The organism is Mycobacterium sp. SM3041, assembly GCF_039668335.1.
Classification (GTDB): domain Bacteria; phylum Actinomycetota; class Actinomycetes; order Mycobacteriales; family Mycobacteriaceae; genus Mycobacterium.
Genome location: NZ_JAYXBQ010000047.1, coordinates 123484 through 138742 on the forward strand (window position 1 = coordinate 123484; position 15259 = coordinate 138742).

Consider the following 15259-nt stretch of genomic DNA (forward strand, 5'->3'; position numbering starts at 1 on the left):
CTGGCTCTACAGTCGGCACATGGATCCGGCGGTCAGCGAGGCCAACACCACGATCATGACCCGCCTCATCGCGCGCCAGGCCGAGGTCGCGCGCTCCGTCGGGCACCGTCTGGCCAGCGATATCACCGAACTGCGCGGCGACCCCGAGATCATCGAACTGCTCCGCGCCAGTGTCGGCGGCAATGTCGAGACCATCTTCCACGCGCTGCGCTACGACATATCTCTGGAAAACATCGAAGCGCCAACCGCTGCCCTCGAGTACGCGCGCCGGCTCGCGCAGCGCGGGGTACCGATGAACGCCCTCACGCGTGCCTACCGCATCGGCCACGCGCTCGTGCTCGACGTCGCGGCCGAGGAGATCAACCGCGCCGGGTTCGCGCCCCAGACCTGCCTGGCCATCTACGAGCGCATGACGTCGGTGACGTTCCGCTACATCGACTGGATTTCACAGCAGGTCGTCACGGTCTACGAGGACGAGCGCGACCGCTGGCTCGCCAACCGCAACAGCACACAGGCGCTGCGGGTGCGGGAAGTGTTGTCCGGCAACGACTCCGACCCCGAAGCCGTCACGGCCGCGATCCGCTATCCGATGCGCCGCCATCATCTGGCCGTGGTGCTGTGGTGGCCCGCGGGTAGTGGCCAGGTCACCGGGCACGACGACGCGCTGGCCAGACTCGAACAGTTCCTGCGCGCGGCCGCCGATCATGTCGGCACCCAGGGAAGTCCGCTGTTCCTGGCCGCCGATCAGCGGACCGGCTGGGGCTGGCTGCCGTTGTCGGGCGCCACCGCGGACGGCGCGTCCGCACAGCTGCGACAGTTCACGGACTCCCAGCCGAGCGCCCCTGCCGTCGCCGTCGGCACCCCGCTGCCGGGCGTCGACGGCTTCCGCCGGTCGCACCGGCAGGCCCTGCGCGCGCACAGTGTCGCGGTGACGGCGGACCTGACGGGTGTCACCGCGGCCGATGACCCGGGCTTTGCCGCGGCCGCGCTGCTGGGCGAGAACCAGGATGACGCACGGGAGTTCGTCCACACGGTCCTCGGGCCACTGGCCGGGACCGGTGCCAATGACGCCCGGCTGCGGGAGACCTTGCAGGTGTTCCTGCGACACGGCGGTAGCTACACAGCCGCGGCCGACGAGTTGGTGGTGCATTTCAACACCGTCAAGTACCGCGTCGGGCGGGCGCTGGAACGGCGGGGACGGCCGCTCGGCGACGACCGGCTGGACGTCGAGATGGCGTTGCTGCTGTGCCACTGGTACGAGGCCGCGGTTTTGCTCGACGACTAGCGGGCCGCCCGCCAGCAAGACCGGCGCCAGCGTCAACTGCCAGCATATTCACAGCACGAGTGATCAAATCGAGACTGACAGCAAATCATGGCGTGTTAACCAGCTGGTTCACTGCTGTAACGGATGCGCCGTGGCCGGCGATACCAGGGTAGTGGTCGGAGGAACCGAGTACGACCCAGTAGGTTCACCTGGCCACACGCGAGAGAACCATGATTGGAGTATCACTAATGCGCAACTCAGGACGTTTGATCGGATTTGCTGCGGCATCGGCCCTGGCGCTGGTCCCGCTCGCCGTCGCGGCCCCGGCTTGGGCCGACGACGAGGTTTCCGGTGAAACCGGCGCCGCGGTCGCTACCCCGATCGGCAACGGCAACGCCGGTGGCGGCGCCGGCTTCGGCGTGGAGAACCCCTTCTGGCACCCCTTCGATGCCTCCAGCAACGCGGGCGGCGGCGCCGGTGTGAACACGCCGCTCGGCGGCGGTGAGTTCAACACCGCCACGGGCACCGACGCCGGCTTCGGTGGTGCGGGCTTCGACACCAACACCGGCGCGGCGATCAACACCCCGCTCGGCGGCAGCAACTTCAACACCGGTGCGTCCACCGACTTCAACGTGCCCAACCCGGCTGACTTCATCCCGAACTTCGGCGGCGGCGCCAACGCCGGCGGCGGCGCGGGTGTGAACACGCCGTTCGGTGGCAGCGGCTTCAACGCCGGCGCCGCCAACGAGTTCGCCGCGCCTGCCCCGGCCGACTTCATCCCGACGTTCGGTGGCGGTACCGGCGGCGGCGCGGCCGTCAACACCCCGGTCGGCGGCAGCGGCTTCAACACCGGCACCTCCGGTGAGATCGGCCCCGACGGCGTCCAGGCCGGCACCAACTCCGGCGCGGGCGTCGCGACCCCGGTCGGCGGCTCCAACGTCAACGGCGGCTCGGCCTTCACCTTCGGCCGCTAGTTCCTGATCACATAGGCCAGGCACCCGAGATGGGTGCCTGGCCTTTGTGTTTCCGGGATCTCAGCGGGCGGGCTCCTGCTGGTCGCAAAAAAGCCCCTCACCTGCGGTGACAGGTGAGGGGCTCTATGGCGGTGGCGGAGGGATTTGAACCCTCGGTGGGGGGTTACCCCACACACGCTTTCGAGGCGTGCTCCTTAGGCCGCTCGGACACGCCACCGTGTGGCAGCTTACCGAACCCGGGCCCCAGTCCCTAATCGCTGGTCGCGTGACGCCGAAACGAGGCTTGCGTCCGTGACCTGAGCTCTAGTTGGGTGCCTTTGGGACTACCCGCACGGGCCTCGGGCCGGAAAGTCCGTAGCTTCACTCACTGGACGCTCGAAGCCGCTTTGACTGAAACCAGGCACCTTTTCCCGCTGCGACAGGTCCCTGGTTTCAGTCGCAACAGGCTGATCGCCCATTCGACTGAACTCACGTACTTCTCTGATGTGGCAGCGAGGAATCCTGGAAATCAGCGCTGCCGGGCGAAGAACCCCTCCATGAGCGCCGCGCACTCGGCCTCCAGGACCCCGCCGCGAACTTCGGGCCGGTGGGTCAGCCGCCGGTCGCGCACCACGTCCCACAGCGAGCCGACGGCGCCGGTCTTGGGTTCCCACGCCCCGAACACCACGCGGGCCACCCGGGACATCACCAGCGCGCCGGCGCACATGGTGCACGGCTCGACGGTGACGGCCAGCGTCGCGCCTTCCAGCCGCCAGCCGTCGCCGTGCACCGCGGCGGCCGCGCGCAGCGCCAGGATTTCCGCGTGCGCGGTCGGATCCCCCAGGGATTCGCGGGCATTGGCCGCCCGGGCAAGCTCCACCCCGTCGGCCGAAAAGACCACCGCTCCGATCGGCACGTCGTCGGCACCGGCGAGTTCGGCGGCCTCCAGGGCAGCGCGCATCAGCCGTTCGTCGGCGGAGCCGACAATCGGGCCACAGTTAGTGGAGCTCACCGCCCCAGCTTGTCCAATACCGCCACGAGTTCGTCGTTGAAGCCCATTTCCTGGGCGATGCGGCTGAGTTGTTCGTCGGCGTACTCGTCGTCGGCGAGGATCACGCCGAGCACCGCCTCGGGCAGGCCCAGGTCGGAGAGCAGCCCGAGGTCACCTTCCTCGAAGGGGTCGTCTTCCTCGAGTTCTTCCAGGCTCAGGTCGGCGTCGAGCTTCTCCAGCACGTCGGCCGCGATGTCGTAGTCCAGCGCCGCGGTGGCATCCGACAGCAACAGCCGGGCCCCAGAGGGCGCAGGACGGACGATGACGAAGAACTCGTCGTCGACGTTCAGGAGGCCGAAAACCGCCCCGGCGGAACGCAGTTCACGAAGTTCGGTCTCGGCGGCGGCCAGGTCCACCAGCGCCGCCCGCTTCAGCGGGACGCAACGCCATGCGCCGTCCTCCCGGACGACCGCGACCCCGAAACCGTCGGGGAGATCGGCAACCTGCTGCTGTGCCTGCGCGCGCTGTACTCCCATGCGGATAACGCTAGTCCGCACTCTGCCACTTGACCAGCGGTCCCATATGTACCCGACCGGGGCTGTGTGCAAACCTTGGAAGGTGACAACTCCGGTGTGTGTGCTCGGTATGGGACTCATCGGCGGATCGCTGATGCGAGCCGGACAGGCCGCGGGCCGAGAGGTGTTCGGATACAACCGCTCGATCGATGCGGTCCGGGCGGCGACGGCCGACGGCTTCGACGTGACCGAGGATCTCACCGCCGCGCTCAAGCGCGCCGCGGTGAGCGAGGCGCTGATCGTCCTGGCGGTGCCGGTGCCCGCGCTGCCGATCATGCTCGAGCGCATCCGTGACACCGCCCCAGATTGCCCGCTGACCGACGTGGTGAGCGTCAAAGGCAATGTGCTGCAACAGGTTCAGGAGTGCGGCCTGCTCGGCCGATTCGTCGGCGGACACCCGATGGCCGGCACCGCGCATTCCGGCTGGACGGCCGGCACCGCGGACCTGTTCGCCGGGGCGCCGTGGGTGGTGAGCGTGGACGACCACGTCGACTCCGAGGTGTGGGCCCAGGTGATGCACCTGGCGTTGGACTGCCGCGCGGTGATCGTGCCCGCGCGCTCCGACGAGCACGACGCCGCGGCGGCCGCGATCTCGCACCTGCCGCACCTGCTGGCCGAGGCCCTGGCCGCGACCGCCGGTGAGGTACCGCTGGCATTCGCGCTGGCCGCGGGGTCGTTCCGGGACGGCACCCGGGTCGCGGCCACCGCGCCCGACCTGGTCAGGGCCATGTGCGAGGCCAACGCGACGGAGCTGACGGTGATGCTCGACCGCGCCATGGAGTTGCTGAGCCAGGCGCGCTCGTCGCTGGTCGAGGCGCAATCGGTGGCCGAGCTGGTGGAGGGCGGCCATGCCGCGCGGGTCCGCTACGACAACTTCAGCCGCCCACAGATTCTCGCGACGACCATCGGGGCCGAGGGCTGGCGCGAAGAGCTGGCCGCCCAAGGCCGCGCGGGTGGGGTGATCAGATCCGCTCTGCCAGTCCGGGGTAGTCGAGGATGAAGCCGTCGTCGTCGACGGTGATCGCGGTGTCAGCGACCGGTGAGTCCAGCTTGATGGGCTTGCCCGGCCCGTCGCTGCTGTAGCCGATGGTGACGGATTCGACCGTCAGATCCGGCACCCGGACGTAGACGACAGGCAGCGACACCGACGCCGTGCGGTTGTGCAGGCCGGTACGCCGGATGGGCAGCGCGTTGAAGAACGGGCTGAAGACCACGTCGACGTCCAGGGCGCCGTTGTAGGCCGCCCGCCGGGCCTGGTTCTGGTGGTCCTGCACCAGCCACATGTTCTCTTCGTCACGCGCGATGGACAGCTGCCGCTCGCGCTGCGCGAGGGTGACGGTGAGCGACAGCCGTTTGGTCGCGCCGCTCTCGTCGGTCACCAGGTCATAGGACGCGCTGAACGCCGGATGTATGTCTGTGGCCGCCGCCACGACGCGGCCGTAGGCCTTGATTCGATTGCCGGACAACTGGACCCGAACCGACTCCATGCGCGACACGTCCTGCGCGCGCCAGGTCAGGATCGCCGGCCAGGCGGGTTCTGCAGCTTCGGGGCTGGCATCGGACTGCGGTGCGCTCACCCGTCTACCGTAGGCGACGAAGGCCCGGCTTCGCAGTCACGATTACAACTCCGGCCGGACCCGGCCGCGAGACCCGCACAGCCAACGCCAAGGCGGCATCGAGCGCCAGCGCGAGAGCTGCCACCAGCAGGGCGCCGACGAGGGCGAGATAGAACTGGCGCACCTTGATGCCGTCGATCAGGAACCGGCCCAGCCCGCCCAGGCTGGCGTACGCGGCGACGGTCGCAGTCGCCACCACTTGCAGCGTCGCGGTCCGCAGCCCGCCGACGATGAGCGGCATGGCGTTGGGCACCTCGGTGCGCAGCAGCACCTGGCGCTCTGTCATGCCCATGGCGCGGGCGGCGTCGACCACCACCGGATCGACGTTGGCGATCCCGGCATACGTCCCCGCCAGGAGTGGCGGGATGCCCAGCAGCATCAGCGCGACAGTCGGCGGCACCAGGCCCAGTCCCCACAGCAGGACGCCGAGCAGCAGGACGCCGAGGGTGGGCAGGGCGCGCAAGGCGTTGACGCCGCCGACCACCAGGGCCGTACCGCGACCGGTGTGCCCGACGTACATGCCCACCGGAATGGCGACGAGCGCACTGCAGAGCACCGCGATACCCGTGTACTCCAGGTGCTCCAGCAGCCGCATGCCCAGACCCGCCGGGCCGGTCCAGTTGGCCGCGGTGAAGATGTAGGCGAGGGCCTGGTGCAGGAAGTTCATGCCGGCGCCTTCGCCCGGGTCCAGGGGGTGGCCAGGCGGCCGACGCTCAGGATGACGAGGTCGACGATCACCGCCAGCACGAAGATCGCGATGATGCCGGCGATGATCTGGTCGCTCTTGTCGGCCTGGTACCCCTCGGTGAACCAGGTGCCCAGCCCGCCGATACCGATCACCGAGCCCACCGACACCATCGAGATGTTGGTGACGGCGACCACGCGCATGCCTGCCGTGAGGACCGGAATCGACAGCGGCAGTTCGACTCTCAAGAACCGGGTACGCGGCCGGTAGCCCATGGCCGTGGCCGCTTCCCGGGTGTCCGCGGGCACCGCGTCGAGCGCCTCGGGCACCGTCCGCATCAGCAGGGCGACGGTGTAGAGCGTCAGGGCGACCAGGACGTTGGCCTCGTCGAGAATTCGCGTCGGGATGATCAGCGGCAGCACCACGAACAGCGCCAGCGACGGGATGGTGAAGACGATGCTGGCGGTGATGGTGCTGAACCGGCGCAGCCGCGGCCGCTGCCGCACATAGGCGCCCAGCGGTACGGCGATCAGCACGCCGATGAGCAGCGGCAGCAGGGCCAGGCGTAGGTGTATCTGCGTGAGCAGCCACGCGCCTTCCAGGTGATTCAGCAGGTATCGCACTGCTCGCCCTTGCGGCTCTTGATGATTGCCAGCACGTCATCGAGGCTCACGCCGCCGGCGACGCGGCCCCGCTCATCGACCGCGACCCCCAGACCCGACGGGGATGACAGGGCCGAATCGAGCGCCAGCCGCAGTGTGCCGTCCGGCCGGAACAGCGAGCCACCGGCGATGGTGCTGTCGTACAAGGACTTTCCGTGCCGGTGCAGACCCACGCCGTGGGCGTTGATCCACGCGTACGGCATGCCGTCGGCGTTGACCACCAGGGCCCATTGGCCGTCGGTGAGATCGAGCGCGTCGACCGCCGGTTCGGCGACGGTGCGGATGTCGCGGAGCTTGAGTCCGTCGGCGTCCCGGAACTGCAGGCCGCGATAGCCGCGGTCGGCACCGACGAAACCCGCGACGAATGCGTTGGCCGGGTTGGACAGCAGCCGCTGCGGCGCGTCGTACTGCTGCAGGGTGCCACCGGGCCCGAACACCGCGACGCGGTCGCCGAGTTTGACGGCCTCATCGATGTCGTGGGTGACGAAGACGATGGTCTTGCGCAGATCGCTTTGCAACCGCAGGATTTCGGCCTGCAGGTCTTCGCGGACGACGGGGTCCACCGCGCTGAACGGTTCGTCCATCAACAGGATGGGTGGGTCGGCGGCCAGCGCCCGGGCCACCCCGACGCGCTGCTGCTGCCCGCCCGACAGCTGGGCCGGGTAGCGGTCGGCGAGCTTGACGTCGAGTCCGACCCGCTCCAACACGCCCAGCGCCTTTTTCCGTGCACTGCGCCGTGATTCGCCTTTGAGGACCGGCACCGTGGCGACGTTGTCCACCACTTTGAGGTGTGGCATGAGCCCGGCGCTCTGCAGCACGTACCCGATGCCGAGGCGCAGCCGCACCGGGTCGACGGTGGCGACGTTGGCACCGTCGACGGTCAGGGTTCCGGAGGTCGGGTCGATCATCCGGTTGATCATCCGCATGGAGGTGGTCTTGCCGCACCCGGACGGCCCGACGAACACCGACAGCGTCCCCTCGGCGATCTCGAGGGTCAGTTCATCGACAGCGACGGCGCTGCCGTAGCTCTTGGTGACCTTGTCGAACGTGATCATCGGCCCACCGGCTTGTCGAATCCGTTGTCCTGGACCCATTTTTTCGCAGCCTGGTCGGCGTCGACGCCGTTGTTGCCGGAGACCGCGGTGTTCATCTCGATGAGCGCTTTCGTCGTGAGTTTCGCACTGACGCCGTCGAGCACCGTCTTGAGCAGATCGGACTTCTTCTGCGACGCCACCAGCGGCACCACGTTGGCGGCCAGGAAGTTGTGCTTCGGATCCTCGAGCACCACCAAGTTGTTCTGGACGATGGCCGGCGAGGTGCTGAAAATGTCTGCCGCGGTGACGGTTCCGTCGACCAGTGCCCGTACGGTGGCCGGTCCCCCGCCGTCGCTGATGGCGATGAAGTTGGCCGGTGCGATATCGAGGCCGTACTTGGCTTTCAAGCCGGGAAGGCCCTCGGTCCGCTGCAGAAACTCCGACGGCGCACCGAATTTCACCTGGGGCGAGTGCTGGGCCAGATCACCGATGGTCTTGAGGTTCCACTTCTTCGCGGTCTCGGCCGACACGGCGACGGTGTCGGTGTCCTCGGCCGGCGAGGGAGTCAGGATCGACAGATCACCCGGAAGCACTCGCGCGAGCGCCAATTCGACATCGTCGGCGGCGGTGGCTTTGGTCTTCGGGTCGAAGTACTGCAGCAGGTTGCCCGTGTACTCGGGGATCAGATCGATCGAATGATCCTTCACCGCAGGGACGTACGTCTCACGGCTACCGATGCCGAACTGCCGGCCCACGGTAAAGCCGTTGGCCGCCAACGCCTGCGCATAGATCTCGGCGATGATCTTCGACTCGGGGAAGTCGGCGGACCCCACCACGATCGACTTGAGATCGCCGGAGATGCTGCCCCCACCGAGGGGATTGGCACTGCCGCAGCCCGTCAACAGGGCAGCCAGCAGTACCGCCAGAGCGGTCAGAATTCGCGCCACCCGAACGTCCTTTCGGCGTCGTGCACTCAGGCCGACCCTAGCGTTATTCGAAAATTGGTGCCGCAGTTCCCGGCATCCGGCCCGCAGAACCGTCAAGATGGTGCCTATGAGTAGCGACCACGCGACTTCCCCAGACCCGTCGGAGTCGACGTCCAAGCCGGCAGCTGTGCCCGCCGAACCGCCGGCGCCCAAGTCGCCCAAGCCGGACTCGGCCCCGGCCAAGAAACCCAAGACACCCGAATCCGCGGTGAAGTTCACCCGCACCGCGGCACTGTGGTCGGCGCTGGTCCTCGGTTTCCTGATCCTGATCCTGCTGCTGGTGTTCGTCATCCAGAACGACACCCCGGTGGACATCGTGCTGCTCGGCTGGAAGCTGCACCAGGTGCAACTGGGCGTGACCATCCTGCTCGCGGCCATCGCGGGCGGTCTCCTGACCTTCGCCGTGGCCACTACCCGAATCCTGCAACTGCGGCTGGCCGCGAAGAAGAACCTCAAGGCCGGGCTCTAGCTTTCCTCCCGCGAGCGTGCGTGTCTGCACCCCGACACGCCGCTCCTGGTGCCCAAGAACGTCTCGCTCGTCACCCACGAGCGGGACGTTTTTGCACGAAATCCACGGCGTGTTGTGTGCAGACACGCACGCTCGCGCTAGAAAAGAACAGCGAGGCCGGCGGCGATGAGCGGCGCGACGGCCTCGCCGACGGGGTCGTCATGGCCGGCTTCGCCGGCGGCCATCCGGGCGCGGAAGTCGATGCCGGCGGCGATGATCGCGAGCTTGAAGTAGGCCAGCGCCAGGTAAAAATCCCAATGATCGAGAGGCTGCCCGGCCGCGACGGAGTATTTCTGGGCCAGCTGGTCCATCGGCGGAATCTTGTCCGACGACCAGGCCGCGTCGGAATGCACCATCGAGAACATCGGGTGCCGGTAGACGCACATCAGCGCGGCGTCGGACAACGGATCGCCAAGCGTCGACATCTCCCAGTCCAGCACGGCCCGCACCTTGGTCGCGTCGACGGCGTCGAGCATGGTGTTGTCGATGCGGTAGTCGCCGTGCACGATGGCGCTGCGGCTCTGCGGCGGCAGCTTTTCCGTCAACAGTCCGTGGAGCCGGCGCACATCCGCGTCGCGGCCGTCGTCCGGTAACCGCACCAAATCCCACTGCGAACCCCAGCGCCGCACCTGCCGCTCCAGGTACCCGTTGGCCTTCCCGAAGTCCCCGAGCCCGACGGCCTCGGGATCGAGGGCATGCAGGTCGGCCAGCACCTTGATCAGCGCGTCCACACACGCGTCGATGGCCTGCTGATCGCCCAGCGCGTCGAGCTCCGCCGAGTGCCGCACCACCCGGCCGGGCACGAATTCGACCATCTGAAACGGTGCACCCAGCACCGAGTCGTCGTTACGCATCGTCACCGGATGAGCCACCGGCACCGTCGTACCTTCAAGCGCCGCAACGACTTTGTACTCGCGGGCCATGTCATGCGCCGACGGCGTCAGGCCGTGCAACGGCGGCCGGCGCAACACCCACTTTGCCGCGTCGTCGAACACCAGGAATGTCAGATTCGACCGGCCACCGGCGATCAGCTCGGCGCGCAGCTCACCGCTGCGGGCCACCCCGATCTCCCGGAGGTGCGCGTCGAGGGCGGTCAGGTCCAAGCCGTCGAGAGATGCCACCCGATCTGTCTACCACCGCTGATTTCGCGGCAGTAGGTCCCACACGTGTTCGACGCTGTTGACGCCGGCGACGGCGAGCCGGCCGCTGCGCGAGGCCAGCAGCCGGGTGATGCCGGTGTAGTCGACCTGGAACGACAGGATGCGCTCGGTCGGCACGATGTCGTGCAGCAGTCCGTTGATCACGCCGCCATGGCTGAAGATGACGACGGTGTCGTCGGCTTCGGCCTCGCTCGCGATGTCCATGACGGCCTCGGTGATCCGGGCGAGGAACGCCTCTTCGTCGACGCTGCTTGGCAGGTGGCCGGTCATGAGCCGGGCCATCTCCTCGGGGTGCTCAGCCGCGATCTGCTCAATCGGGATGTACTGCGCCATGTCCCGGTCGTACTCGGCGAGCCGGTCGTCGATCTCGATGTTGAGCCCGAGCGCGGCCGCCACCGGCTGGCCGGTCTGGATGGCGCGCTTCTGCGGGCTGCTGATGAGCCGCGTGATCGGGAACCGCTTGAGCGCGTCGGGCAGCCGGTTGGCCTGCGCGATGCCCTCCTCGGAGAGGTCGGGGTCGGCGCCCTCACCAGGCTCGTTGCGCAGCGGCAGGGCATGACGGATCAGAAGCAGTTGCATAGCGGTTTCCTCCACAGCGGTAGTGCGCTGACGGGCAATACTATGCAGCTAAGTTGTCATGACAAGACACCGAGAGGCGGTACACCGATGGTCGGCTCCCAGTCGCGCCATGAGCATGTCGCGGCGGTGTTGCGGCAGCGGATCACGCGGCACGAGTACCAGATCGGTGAGTCACTGCCCGCCGAGAGCGCGCTGTGCGCGGAGTTCGACGTGTCGCGAGGGCCCGTCCGCCAGGCCCTCGCGACCTTGAAAAACGAAGGCCTGATCCGTATTTCGCGGGGCAAGCCCGCCACCGTCCGGAGCCACGACGTCCGCCAGACGCTGGACACGTTCACGCCGTTCACCCAGTGGGCCGAGCGCAACGGCCGCACCGCAGGGAGCCGGACCCTGGAGATCTCGCGTAGACGCGCCAGCGAGACCGCGGCCGCCGCGCTGAGCCTGACCACCGACGACTTCGTCGTCGAGGTGCTGCGTGTGCGTCTGCTCGACGGCGAGCCGGCGATGATCGAACGGAGCAGTTTCACCGACGCGGTGGGTTCGCTGCTGTTCGAATTCGACACCGACTCCGGCTCCATCACCGACTACCTGACCGACCGCGGAGTCCAGTGGGACGCCATGGAGCACGTGCTCGACGCCGTCGCCGCGGACGAGGTCGACGCCGAGAACATGCACATCGAGCGGGGCAGCCCCCTGCTGCGTGAGCGTCGTACCTCACGCGACCAGTTCGGGGTGGCCTTCGAGTATTCCGACGACCGATACCGGCCCGACGTGGTGGCCTTCAGCATCGTCAACGCCCGCACCATCGAGGTCCGCGCCTGACGGTGGCTAGTCGGCCACCGGCATCCGATTCCAGTAGGGAATCAACAGCAGCATGGCGATGAACGCGGCCCCGGCGAAGCCGTAGAACAGTGCCGAGGTGCCCAGGTAACCCGGCAGCAGGCCACCGAGGATGGCGCCTACCGAGCCGCAGCCGTTGATGATTCCCGTGGCCGTGCCGGCGTGCTTGGACGTACCGAAGTCGACGGCCGCGATACACGAGATCATGGCATCGGCGCCGTAGACGGTCAGGCCGATCAGGCCCAGGACGCCGACCATGATCCACACATTGCCCGTCGCGGTCAGCGGCCCGAACAGCATGAGCACCACAACCAGCACGGCCAGGCTGATAACGCTCGCCGGCACCCGGCGCGCCTTGAACACCTTGTCCGAGACGCGGCCCAGCAGGATCGGGGCGATGACGCCGGCGATGCCGAACGCCACCGGGACGGTCACCGCGGTGAACTTGTCACCGTCGTGCAGCTGTTCGGCAACGATCACCGGGCCCCACAGCAGGATGGCGTAGCGCGCGGGCTTGAGCAGAAAGTACGACGCCCCAAGGGTTCTCACCATCTGATCCTTCAGTACCACGGCAAGGGACTCGCGCCACGACGAGCTGGGCTCGGCGATGGCCTCGTCCTCCGCGGCAGCGTCGAGCTCGACCCCTTCCACGGTGTCCTCCGCGGCCCGGTACTCCTCGATCGGCGGTAGGCCGACATCCGCAGGGCTGTTGCGCTGGAAGATGAAGAACAGCACGAATACCACGGCGACGATGGCCGCACCGCTGAAGAACGCGGCGCGCCAGCTGCCGAACAGGTCGTAGGCGAACCACCCGACGACCGGCGCGGCGACGAGTCCACCGAAGGCGTAGTTGGTGCTCCACAGCCCCAGGACGTGGCCACGTTCCCCGACGGAGAAGAACTGGGACATGTTGCTCAACGTGCCCGACCAGCCTGTCGATTGAGCCAGGCCTTGCACGATCATCAAGGGCAGCAGGAAGACCACGGCCGGCAGCAGACCCATGAACAGAGTCGCGACCGCGGAGATGGCCAGGCCGCCGAGCACGACGACGCGTGGGCCGAACCGGTCGGAGACCTGGCCCCAGACGAATTGGCCGACGGCGTAGGCGGTGAGATACGCGGCGTCGAGATTGGCCATGACGCTCTTGGTCAGATGGAGGTCCAGGACGGGGTCTTCGAGAATGCCAAGCTTGGCGACGGAGAACGTCTGACGGGTGAAATAGAAACCGGCATAAGCGATCCAGGTGATGGCAAAGATGCGGATACGCCAGCGTTGGTACTTCGGATTGGTGGTGCGCGACTTGGACAGCAGGGTCTGCGACATGGCTGTTCACTTCCACTGGGTGCGGGGTAAGGGAGCGCGGAGCGAAGATGGGCCGACCAGATGCGTAGCAACGCCATCGAGATCGTCGGCAAGGCAAGGTTTTTGGCGCGAGAGCGCGAGAGGTTAGAGTGAGAGGCGCGGGGTTGGTCGGGGCCGAGGGTGCGGCACCCGACCACCGCGGAGTGCGTCGTCGAATCAGCCCAGGGTTGCCACCAAACCGGGCAGGTCGGCCACGCTGTCCAGGATGTGGGTGGCGCCGGCAGCGGACAGCTGCGCGGCGTTGTGCGCGCCGGTCAGCACGCCGACCGAAGCACGCGCTCCGGCGCGCAGGCCGGTGATGACGTCCGACGAGGTGTCGCCGACGACCACCATCGATTGCACCGAGTCGGTCTCGGTCTGCATGAGGGCGGCGAGCGCCATGTCGGGATAGGGCCGCCCGCGGACGCCGGGAGCGGGGCAGAGCACCGCGTCGGCGAGGTCCTGCCAACCCAGCGCATCGATGATGGCCTGCTGGGTATCCCTGGCGAAGCCCGTGGTCAGCGCGACCTTGATGCCGCGGGACCGCAAAGATGTAATGACATGTTCGGCCGGCGGGATGGGGCTGCAGTTGCCGTCTGCGACCAATTGGGCGTAGCAGCGCTCGAACTCCTTGTTGGCCGCTTGTGCCTGCTCTTCGTTGCCGCGGCTGAGGTGGCGGAACACGACGATCTTCGACTGCCCCATGGTGTCGGCGACGAAGCGCAGCATCTCCGCGCGGTCCGCTTCCGTCTTCGACAGACCGGCATGATTGTCGGCGGCCAGGAACGATTGCTGTACCAGGCCGGTGTCCTCGACCGTCGTACCGGCCATGTCGAACACGACCAGGCTGATTCCGGGGGCTGACTGGCTTTCCATTATGGCGTCCTTTTCTCTTGCGGCGGTTTGGTTTTGGTGTGGCTCAGACAGTTGCGGGGATGCTGCTCGGCGACAGCACCCGGTCGACGGCGGCGGCCGCCAGGCCCAGGCCAGTGGTCATGCCGATCCCGGTGGTGACCGTCACGACGTGGGTGCGTTCCACCGGCTCCTCGATGAGGAACTCCTGTCCCGGGGCCGAGCAGTAGACGCCCTGCCAGCGTTCGGAGACTTCGATGTCGTTGACGCCGAATAGTTTTCGGGTTTGATCGAGCAGAATTTCGAAGCCCTGCTCGGACTGGAACGGCGCCGCCGCGACTTCCCGGATGTGGGTGTCGCCGATCAACAGCGAGCCGTCGGGCTGCGGCGTGAACATCAGGTGCAGGTCGATGTCCACCGCGTCCGGGTGCTCGTCCCGCAGTCGCCGCGCGACGGCCCTGACGCTGGGCAGGTCCTCGAAACCCGAGTACCGCAGCAACGACCACCCGGTGAACAGCGGCGCCGGAAGCGTGAACGCCAGCGGCAGCCTGGCCCGGATCATGTGCAGCCGGCAGCGCAGCAATCCGTCGCGCTCGGCCAGCTGAGGGAAGAGCCGGTCGATGTCGTAGTTGACCGCGACGAAGGTGGTCTCGGTGCGTATCTGCCCGCGCGAGGTGTGCACGACGCCCGGCCCGAAGCCGGAAGCCGCGGTACGCCAATGGAAGTCGACGCCCTGCGATTCCAGCCACCGCGCGATGGACGGCACCGCGGTGCGCGGGTCGACCTGAAGGTCGCCCGGCAGGTACATGCCTCCGACGACGCGTGGATCGTGCACCGGTACGCGGTCGACCATCTGCTGACGGTTGAGCACGTGCACGTCACCACTGGGCCGGACGTCGGCGAATTCACGCATGACGGCCAGTTCGTCCTCGTGGCGGGCCACACAGTAGGTGCCCGCCTGCTTCGACCAGAACCCGGCCTGTCGAGACAGCTCGAGCCAGTGCTGCCGACCGGCCCGGGCGTAGTCCAGTGCGACACCGTTCTGCGCGGTGATGCACGCGTGGCCGAAGTTCTGCACCGACGCACCGACCACACCGGCCGCGTGATCGATCACCGCGACGGCCAGTCCGCGACGGTGGGCGTGATAGGCGTGGGCAAGGCCGACGATTCCAGCTCCTACGACAACGACGTCGTAGCTCCGTTGATTTGGCATGGC

The 15259-nt window shown here is 67.7% G+C and carries 17 protein-coding genes and 1 tRNA gene; 5 read left to right on the forward strand and 13 right to left on the reverse strand.

Features of this window, described 5'->3' with window-relative positions:
• Nucleotides 1-19: 19 nt before the first annotated feature.
• Together VXD91_RS15995 and VXD91_RS16000 are read left to right on the forward strand one after the other, a co-directional pair.
• The gene (locus VXD91_RS15995) at nucleotides 20-1285 is read left to right on the forward strand and encodes a helix-turn-helix domain-containing protein (RefSeq protein ID WP_318983930.1); all 1266 of its coding nucleotides are present in this window, start codon (nucleotides 20-22) and stop codon (nucleotides 1283-1285) included.
• 227 nt (nucleotides 1286-1512) lie between these two features.
• Nucleotides 1513-2238 carry a hypothetical protein gene (locus tag VXD91_RS16000; protein WP_346415886.1) on the forward strand — a complete coding sequence of 242 codons (726 nt, stop codon included), beginning with the start codon at nucleotides 1513-1515 and terminating at the stop codon, nucleotides 2236-2238.
• 126 nt (nucleotides 2239-2364) lie between these two features.
• On the opposite strand, the gene VXD91_RS16005 is transcribed toward VXD91_RS16000, so the two are convergent.
• From VXD91_RS16005 to VXD91_RS16015, 3 genes are all read right to left on the reverse strand, one after another.
• A tRNA-Ser gene (locus tag VXD91_RS16005) sits at nucleotides 2365-2455 on the reverse strand.
• A 291-nt stretch (nucleotides 2456-2746) separates the two neighbouring features.
• On the reverse strand, nucleotides 2747-3205 hold the full coding sequence (locus VXD91_RS16010; protein WP_346415897.1) for a nucleoside deaminase: 459 nt from the start codon (nucleotides 3203-3205) through the stop codon (nucleotides 2747-2749).
• Nucleotides 3206-3225: 20 nt separating this feature from the next.
• Entirely contained in the window at nucleotides 3226-3744 is a 519-nt protein-coding gene (locus tag VXD91_RS16015) for a tRNA adenosine deaminase-associated protein (protein WP_318983932.1), read from the reverse strand.
• A 94-nt stretch (nucleotides 3745-3838) separates the two neighbouring features.
• Between VXD91_RS16015 and VXD91_RS16020 the strand changes: the two genes are divergently transcribed.
• Nucleotides 3839-4783 carry a prephenate dehydrogenase gene (locus VXD91_RS16020; protein ID WP_346415899.1) on the forward strand — a complete coding sequence of 315 codons (945 nt, stop codon included), beginning with the start codon at nucleotides 3839-3841 and terminating at the stop codon, nucleotides 4781-4783.
• Here VXD91_RS16020 and VXD91_RS16025 read toward each other — a convergent pair.
• The 5 genes from VXD91_RS16025 to VXD91_RS16045 are packed head-to-tail and all read right to left on the reverse strand — an operon-like array spanning nucleotide 4746 to nucleotide 8727.
• Nucleotides 4746-5360 (reverse strand): putative glycolipid-binding domain-containing protein, encoded by a 615-nt coding sequence (locus tag VXD91_RS16025; protein ID WP_346415888.1) that lies wholly within the window; start codon nucleotides 5358-5360, stop codon nucleotides 4746-4748. The two genes, VXD91_RS16020 and VXD91_RS16025, sit on opposite strands and share 38 nt — an antisense overlap.
• A 4-nt stretch (nucleotides 5361-5364) precedes the next feature.
• Nucleotides 5365-6066 carry an ABC transporter permease subunit gene (locus VXD91_RS16030; protein ID WP_133426139.1) on the reverse strand — a complete coding sequence of 234 codons (702 nt, stop codon included), beginning with the start codon at nucleotides 6064-6066 and terminating at the stop codon, nucleotides 5365-5367.
• Nucleotides 6063-6707 (reverse strand): ABC transporter permease, encoded by a 645-nt coding sequence (locus tag VXD91_RS16035; RefSeq protein WP_061004978.1) that lies wholly within the window; start codon nucleotides 6705-6707, stop codon nucleotides 6063-6065. The genes VXD91_RS16030 and VXD91_RS16035 overlap by 4 nt, the downstream gene beginning before the upstream one ends.
• Complete coding sequence (locus tag VXD91_RS16040; RefSeq protein ID WP_346415889.1) at nucleotides 6692-7801, reverse strand: ABC transporter ATP-binding protein; 1110 nt, start codon at nucleotides 7799-7801, stop codon at nucleotides 6692-6694. Before VXD91_RS16040 ends, VXD91_RS16035 begins: the two co-directional genes overlap by 16 nt.
• The gene (locus VXD91_RS16045) at nucleotides 7798-8727 is read right to left on the reverse strand and encodes an ABC transporter substrate-binding protein (RefSeq protein WP_346415890.1); all 930 of its coding nucleotides are present in this window, start codon (nucleotides 8725-8727) and stop codon (nucleotides 7798-7800) included. Before VXD91_RS16045 ends, VXD91_RS16040 begins: the two co-directional genes overlap by 4 nt.
• 106 nt (nucleotides 8728-8833) lie before the next feature.
• On the opposite strand from VXD91_RS16045, the gene VXD91_RS16050 reads away from it, so the two are divergent.
• Nucleotides 8834-9235 (forward strand): lipopolysaccharide assembly protein LapA domain-containing protein, encoded by a 402-nt coding sequence (locus VXD91_RS16050; protein ID WP_061004985.1) that lies wholly within the window; start codon nucleotides 8834-8836, stop codon nucleotides 9233-9235.
• Nucleotides 9236-9372: 137 nt separating this feature from the next.
• Here VXD91_RS16050 and VXD91_RS16055 read toward each other — a convergent pair whose 3' ends face one another.
• Entirely contained in the window at nucleotides 9373-10395 is a 1023-nt protein-coding gene (locus VXD91_RS16055) for a phosphotransferase family protein (protein WP_346415891.1), read from the reverse strand.
• Between the two features lie 9 nt (nucleotides 10396-10404).
• Nucleotides 10405-11013 (reverse strand): histidine phosphatase family protein, encoded by a 609-nt coding sequence (locus VXD91_RS16060; protein WP_133426143.1) that lies wholly within the window; start codon nucleotides 11011-11013, stop codon nucleotides 10405-10407.
• Nucleotides 11014-11100: 87 nt separating this feature from the next.
• On the opposite strand from VXD91_RS16060, the gene VXD91_RS16065 reads away from it, so the two are divergent.
• A complete protein-coding gene (locus tag VXD91_RS16065; RefSeq protein ID WP_318983939.1) occupies nucleotides 11101-11832 on the forward strand; it encodes a GntR family transcriptional regulator in 732 nt (243 codons plus the stop codon).
• 6 nt (nucleotides 11833-11838) lie between these two features.
• Here the strand turns inward: VXD91_RS16065 and VXD91_RS16070 are convergent, their stop codons facing one another.
• From VXD91_RS16070 to VXD91_RS16080, 3 genes are all read right to left on the reverse strand, one after another.
• Nucleotides 11839-13173 (reverse strand): MFS transporter, encoded by a 1335-nt coding sequence (locus VXD91_RS16070; protein WP_318983940.1) that lies wholly within the window; start codon nucleotides 13171-13173, stop codon nucleotides 11839-11841.
• Nucleotides 13174-13368: 195 nt separating this feature from the next.
• The gene (locus VXD91_RS16075; RefSeq protein ID WP_318983941.1) at nucleotides 13369-14067 is read right to left on the reverse strand and encodes a phosphonatase-like hydrolase; all 699 of its coding nucleotides are present in this window, start codon (nucleotides 14065-14067) and stop codon (nucleotides 13369-13371) included.
• Between the two features lie 43 nt (nucleotides 14068-14110).
• Complete coding sequence (locus VXD91_RS16080; protein ID WP_318983942.1) at nucleotides 14111-15256, reverse strand: TIGR03364 family FAD-dependent oxidoreductase; 1146 nt, start codon at nucleotides 15254-15256, stop codon at nucleotides 14111-14113.
• Between the last annotated feature and the right edge of the window lie 3 nt (nucleotides 15257-15259).

Coding starts and splice junctions, on each gene's coding strand:
- VXD91_RS15995 (WP_318983930.1), top strand. CDS start 20: ATGGATCCGGCGGTCAGCGAGGCCAACACCACGATCATGACCCGCCTC.
- VXD91_RS16030 (WP_133426139.1), bottom strand. CDS start 6,066: ATGAACTTCCTGCACCAGGCCCTCGCCTACATCTTCACCGCGGCCAAC.
- VXD91_RS16065 (WP_318983939.1), top strand. CDS start 11,101: ATGGTCGGCTCCCAGTCGCGCCATGAGCATGTCGCGGCGGTGTTGCGG.
- VXD91_RS16060 (WP_133426143.1), bottom strand. CDS start 11,013: ATGCAACTGCTTCTGATCCGTCATGCCCTGCCGCTGCGCAACGAGCCT.
- VXD91_RS16080 (WP_318983942.1), bottom strand. CDS start 15,256: ATGCCAAATCAACGGAGCTACGACGTCGTTGTCGTAGGAGCTGGAATC.
- VXD91_RS16040 (WP_346415889.1), bottom strand. CDS start 7,801: ATGATCACGTTCGACAAGGTCACCAAGAGCTACGGCAGCGCCGTCGCT.
- VXD91_RS16015 (WP_318983932.1), bottom strand. CDS start 3,744: ATGGGAGTACAGCGCGCGCAGGCACAGCAGCAGGTTGCCGATCTCCCC.
- VXD91_RS16075 (WP_318983941.1), bottom strand. CDS start 14,067: ATGGAAAGCCAGTCAGCCCCCGGAATCAGCCTGGTCGTGTTCGACATG.
- VXD91_RS16000 (WP_346415886.1), top strand. CDS start 1,513: ATGCGCAACTCAGGACGTTTGATCGGATTTGCTGCGGCATCGGCCCTG.
- VXD91_RS16070 (WP_318983940.1), bottom strand. CDS start 13,173: ATGTCGCAGACCCTGCTGTCCAAGTCGCGCACCACCAATCCGAAGTAC.
- VXD91_RS16050 (WP_061004985.1), top strand. CDS start 8,834: ATGAGTAGCGACCACGCGACTTCCCCAGACCCGTCGGAGTCGACGTCC.